The sequence below is a fragment of the Mycobacterium sp. genome, assembly GCF_046091765.1.
GTDB lineage: Bacteria > Actinomycetota > Actinomycetes > Mycobacteriales > Mycobacteriaceae > Mycobacterium.
Genome location: NZ_JBJTCF010000109.1, coordinates 1 through 5,861, shown reverse-complemented (window position 1 = coordinate 5,861; position 5,861 = coordinate 1). Strand labels below are relative to the sequence as shown.

The window sequence follows — 5,861 nt, the reverse complement described above, 5'->3', positions numbered from 1 at the left end:
CGAAGCCGCAGACCACGTGGGGTGCGGGAGAAGCCCGCGTCGATGAGCGCATCCGCGGTGGCCTGCTGGGGGTGGTGAGCGGCGGCTTCGAGCACCGGCACGCCGTCGAGTCGCTCGACGAGAATCCCCCCGACCCGGCGGGTGGTCACCAGGTCCGCCAGGGCGCCGGCGGCGGCCCTTTCGGCCTGCGGATCGGTGCTGAAGTTCAGCAGGGAGCGCCCGCCGCGCTCCAGGTACCAGACCAGCGCCCCGTCGACCAGTACGACCAGCGCGCCGGCCTTGCGCCCCGGGCGGTGGCCGCCGCCGTCGGCGTCCGGCCGCGCCGGCCAGGGCAGGGCGGCCCCGTAGGGGTTGGCCGGGTCGGCCGAGGCCAGCACCACCGCGGCGTGAGCGGGTTCGCCGCGGTCTACCGGATCGGCGAAGCTGCGCAACCGGTCGACAGTGGCGGCGGTGGCGAACTGGGCGCCGCCGAGGGACTCGACGAAGTAGCCGCGCTGGGCGCGCCCGGAATCCTCGAACGCGGTGAGCACCTTGTAGAGCGCGGCGAAACCACCCGGCACGCCCTCGGCCGCCGCCGCCCCCTTGGTGAGCACCCCGTGGCGGTGCATCAGCAACTCCGCGGTGAAGTGCGCGCGCACGGTGGAGTCCGGCTCGCGGGCCGGGAGCGCCGACCACCGTCCGGCGACGGCCGGGTCGAGGGGGCGGGCCTGCGGGCGGGCCAATGCGTAGCGGCTCAGCTTCGGCGCCCGGCGCTGCCGGTGCGCGGGTGCCCGGCGCCCGCCGCTCAGGACGGCGCGCACCGGGGCGAAGGTGTCCCCGGTGACCCAACCGGCCCAGATCAGTTCCCACAGAGCGGTTCTGGTGGCCGCGTCACGACCTTCGGCGGCGAGCTGGCGGAAGAAGAACGCGCCGCGGGATTCACCCGGCTGCCCGAGCGTCTCGAGGATCTCGCGGTGGACATCGGTGAGGTCGATCGGGGCGGGCTCGGGAAGCGTCAGCGGGGCGGTGTCGGCGAGGTGGAAGGTGACCCAGCCGTCGCTGCCGGAGATCGTCCCCGCGCCCGACCAGCAGACCTCGCCGGAGGCTAGCAGCTCGTCGAGCATGTCGGGCCGGTAGTCGCGCACCCTCGACGCGAAGATCAGCGGCTCGACAGCTGAGGCGGGAACCGGCGCGCCGGCGAGCTGCTCGATGACCGCGAGCAGCCCGTCGCTGCCGGAGGCGCCGCCGACCTGCTGCCAGGCGGGCAGGAACCTGGCGTACGCGCCGGCGCTGACCGGCTCGACCTGGGCGCGCAGCGCGGCCAGCGAGCGCCGCCGCAGCACCCGCAGCACCTCGGCGTCGCACCACTGGTCCGCCTCGGTGAACTCGCCGCGGATGAGGCGGCGATCGGCCGCCATCCGGCCCAGCACGTCCCCGGCCACCCGCAGGCCCAGCCCGAAGCGGGCGGCGGCCTCGGCGGTGGTGAACGGCACCCGGGTGCGCGCGTACCGGGACAGCAGATCACCCAGCGGGTCGGCGGCCGCCTCGGTGAACGCGGCCGGCACCCCCATCGGGACCGCCACGCCCACCGCGTCGCGCAGCCGGCCGATGTCCTCGATGGCCACCCACCACTGCGCTCCGGCATAGGAGACCGGCAGCACCCGGCGGGCGTCGTGCAGTCCGTCCAGCCAGGGCCGGACATCGGTCGCGGTGGAGCGCTCGCTGATCTCGGCCTCAGTCAGCGGCCCGAGCACCCGCAGCAGGTCGGCGACGCCCTCGGCGTCGCGTGCCCGGCGGTCCTCGGCGAGGTGCTGCAGCTGGCGTCCGGTGAGCGCGACGACGCCCGCGTCGAGCAGCTCGCGCAACTCCACTCGGCCCAGCAGTTCGGCCAGCAGCGCGGTGTCCAGCGACAGGGCGGCGGCGCGGCGCTCGGCCAGCGGGCTGTCGCCCTCATAGATGAACGCCCCGACGTAGCCGAACATCAGCGAGGCGGCGAACGGCGACGGTGTGGGTGTCTCGACCTCGAGCAGCCGCACCCGCCGCTGGGCGACCCGCGCCATCAGGCCGGTCAGTGCGGGCACGTCGTAGACGTCCTGCAGGCATTCGCGAACCGTCTCCAGCACGATCGGGAAATCCGGGTAGCGGCGCGCGACGTCGAGCAACTGCGCGGCACGCTGGCGCTGGTGCCACAGCGGCGAGCGCTTGCCGGGATGGCGGCGCGGCAGCAGCAGCGCGCGCGCCGCGCACTCACGGAACCGCGCCGCGAACAGCGCCGAGCCACCCACCTCCGCGGTGATGATCGGGTCGATCTCGTCGGGGTCGAACACGAACAGCTCCGCACCGGGCGGGGTGTCGTCGGTGTCGGGCAGCCGCACCACGATCCCGTCGTCGGAGGCGGTCGGCTTCTCGTCGATGCCGTAGCGGTCCATCAGCCGACGGCTGACCGCCAGCGCCAGCGGACCGTTCACCTTCAGTCCGTAGGGGGAGTGCAGGATCACCCGCCAATCGCCCAGCTCGTCACGGAAGCGCTCCACCAGCAGAGTCGTGTCGGTGGGCACGGTCGTGGTGGCGGTGCGCTGCTCGTCGAGCAGCCGCCACAGGTTGTCGATCGCGGATTCATCGAATCCGATTGCCGTGCAACGCGTCTCGAACGCGGAACGGTCCAGCCCGGCGAGCTCGCCGGTGAATCGGCCGATCGCCTCACCCAGCTCGGCGGGGCGCCCGACGTCGTCGCCGCGCCAGAACGGCAGCCGCGCGGGCTGACCCGGTGCCGGGATCACCAGTACGCGGTCGTGGGTGATCTCTGTGATCCGCCAGCTGGTCGCACCCAGGGCGATCACGTCACCCGGTCGGGACTCGTAGACCATCTCCTCGTCGAGTTCACCCACCCGGGAGGGCTTCTCGGAGTCGCTGGCCAGGTAGACGGTGAACAGTCCCCGGTCGGGGATCGCCCCGCCGGAGGTCACCGCCAGCCGTTGCGCGCCGGGGCGCCCGGTGAGCGTTCCGGTGTCGCGGTCATAGACCAGCCGGGGCCGTAGTTCGGCGAAGTCGGTCGACGGGTACTTGCCGGAGAGCAGGTCCAGGGTCGCCTCGAAGGCGCTGCGCGGCAGGGTCGCGAAGGGTGCGCTGCGGCGCACGGTGTCGAACCAGCCGTCGGCGTTGAGCGGTTCGAGCGCGCAGGCGGCGACGGTGTGCTGGGCCAGCACGTCAAGCGGGCTGGCCGGAACCCGCAGGGTCTCGATGTCGCCGCCGAGCATGCGCTGCACGCTGACCGCGCACCCGATCAGGTCGGTGCGGTGCTTGGGCAGCAGCACCCCGCGGGAGATCTCGCCGACCTGGTGTCCGGCCCGGCCGACCCGCTGCAGGCCGCTGGCCACCGACGGCGGGGCTTCGACCTGGACCACCAGGTCGACGGCACCCATGTCGATTCCCAGTTCCAGGCTGGAGGTCGCCACCACCGACTTCAGCCGGCCGGATTTCAGGTCGTCCTCGACCTCGGCGCGCTGCTCCTTGGAGATCGACCCGTGGTGGGCACGGGCCAGCTGCGCCTCGTCCCCGCCGCGTTCGGTGTGGATCTCGTTGATCCGCGCGGTGAGTTTCTCGGCGAGCCGCCGCGAGTTGGCGAACACGATGGTGGAGGTGTGCGCCTCGATGAGGTCGACGACCCGGTTCTCGACATCGGGCCAGATGCTGTTGTTCTCCAGGTTGGCCATGTCGGGCACCGGGACCTGCACGGCCAGGTCGAAGGTTTTGGCCGCCGGCGGGTTGACGATGCGGGCCGGGCGCCCGCCGGTGAGGAAGCGCGCAACCTCCTCAGGGGGCCGCACCGTGGCCGACAGTCCGATGCGCTGTGCGGGGGTGTCCAGCAGCGCGTCCAGGCGTTCCAGCGACAGTGCCAGGTGCGCACCGCGCTTGGTGCCGGCCACCGCGTGCACCTCGTCGATGATCACCGTCTGAATCCCGGCCAGGGTGTCGCGGGCCGCCGACGTCAGCATCAGGAACAGCGACTCCGGGGTGGTGATCAGGATGTCGGGCGGGTTCGTGATCAGCTGTCGGCGCGCGGCCGGCGGGGTGTCCCCGGAGCGCACTCCGACGCTGATCTGCGGTGCGGGCCGGCCGTCCCGTTCGGCGATGCGCGCGATTCCGGCCAGCGGAGCGCGCAGGTTGCGTTCGACGTCGATGGCCAGCGCCTTGAGGGGGGAGATGTAAAGCACCCGGGTTCCCGCGTCGGACTCACCGGCGAGGCGGTCGATGGCCCACAGGAACGCGGCCAGCGTCTTACCCGACCCGGTGGGCGCGATCACCAGGGTGTGTTCGCCGTCGGCGATCGATTCCCAGGCCTGCACCTGGGCCGCGGTGGGCTCGGCGAAGGTGCCCTCGAACCAGCGCCGGGTCAGGGCGTTGAACCGCTCGAGGGTGCTCACCCCTCCAGTCTCTAGTCCACGATCTCCGCGAAGTCCACCCACAGGTGCCGGGGCCCGCGGAACACCTGGTTGTGCCGGTAGGGCGGCGGGTCCACGACGAGCCGGGGGGAACGTACCCGGCGCAGGAACACCTCCAGGGCGAGGTTGATCTCCAGCCGGGCCAGCGGACCGCCGAAGCAGGCGTGGATCCCGCTGCCGAAGCCGAGGTGCTCGTTGTCCTCGCGCAGCGGGTCGAAGTGGTCGGGATGCTCGAAACGCCGCGGGTCGCGGTTGGCGGCGGCCAGCACCAGGAACACCGCCGACCCGGCGGGAATGCGGGTGCCGCCGATCTCGATATCTGCGGTGGCCCACCGGGTGATGGCGAACTGCACCGCCCCCTGAAGTCGCTGCACCTCTTCGACGGCCCGCGGAATCAGGTCCGGGTTGTTCTTCAGCAGTTCCCACGATCCGGGGTTGCGCAGCAGGGTCATCACCGCGTTGGTGATGGTGTTGACGGTGGTGTCGTGGCCGGCGATCAGCAGCAGTGACGCGTTCGCCACCGCGGTCTCCGGCGAGACGGGGCCGTCGGGGCCGTCGTCGTGCAGCACCGCGGAGAGCAGCCCGGGCCCGGGTTCGCGCACCAGGCGCTCGACCCAGTCGTTCAGGTAGGCCTGCAGTTCGGCGATGCTGGCGTTGGCCTTCGCCTTCGCCGCCTGGCCCGCCTCGGTGTGGCCCTCCAGGCTGACGTCGGCGCCCTGCATGAAGTCTGTCACCAGGGCGTGGAATTTCGGCTCGGCTTCGATCGGGGCGCCCATGATGTGGAAGATCACCGACACCGGAATGGGGTAGGAGAAGTCCTCGACCACATCCATCCGGGTGCCGCCGCGGTCCCTGACGGCGTCGAGCAGTCGGTTGGCCAGATCGGTGACGTACCCCGCCAGGCTGGGGACCAGGTCCGGGGTGTGCGGCGGGCCGAAGTGGCGCATGAACTGCCGTCGCATCGTGTCGTGCTCGGGCGGGTCGGAGGTCAGCATGTTCCAGTTGCGGCGCGCCGCGGCCTCGACCGGGTCGAGCGTGGCCAGGTCGTACTTCTCCTCCAACTCGCCCATGAAACTCGAAGGGCTGCGGCTGATATCGGAGCTGATCCGCGGATCATGGGCCAAAGCGACGACTTCCGGGTAGCCGGTGACCACGTACGTCCGCTCCGAGACCTTGGCCACCGGCGTCCGGCGCAACTCCTCGTAAAGCGGGTACGGGTTCGGCCGGTTGGCGAACTTCATCGCTTCGGCCCATGCGGTTGCGGGATCCATCGTCGTTGGCTCCTGTCAGTGGCTGCGGGGCCGGAACTCGGCCGTGCGGTCGGTCGGGTCGTAGCCGGTGAGCACCACGTCGGGGTTGCCCGAGGGTTCGCGCGGGTCGGGGAAGCGGGCCGGCATCACCTCGTGATTGGCCGGCTGATCGAAGCCGGGCGGTGGCGGC

Annotated in this window: 2 protein-coding genes; both read right to left on the bottom strand. The window is 72.0% G+C overall.

What is annotated here, in order from left to right; translation table 11 throughout:
- On the bottom strand, positions 1–4,403 hold a 4,403-nt coding region (locus tag ACKOB8_RS12215; RefSeq protein WP_526377574.1), incomplete at its 3' end, for a DEAD/DEAH box helicase.
- A gap of 11 nt (positions 4,404–4,414) precedes the next feature.
- Entirely contained in the window at positions 4,415–5,692 is a 1,278-nt protein-coding gene (locus ACKOB8_RS12210; protein WP_526377572.1) for a cytochrome P450, read from the bottom strand.
- Positions 5,693–5,861: the final 169 nt, after the last annotated feature.

What these genes read in the sequence shown, in the direction of transcription:
- ACKOB8_RS12210 (WP_526377572.1), bottom strand. Translation starts at nt 5,692, where the DNA reads ATGGATCCCGCAACCGCATGGGCCGAAGCGATGAAGTTCGCCAACCGG.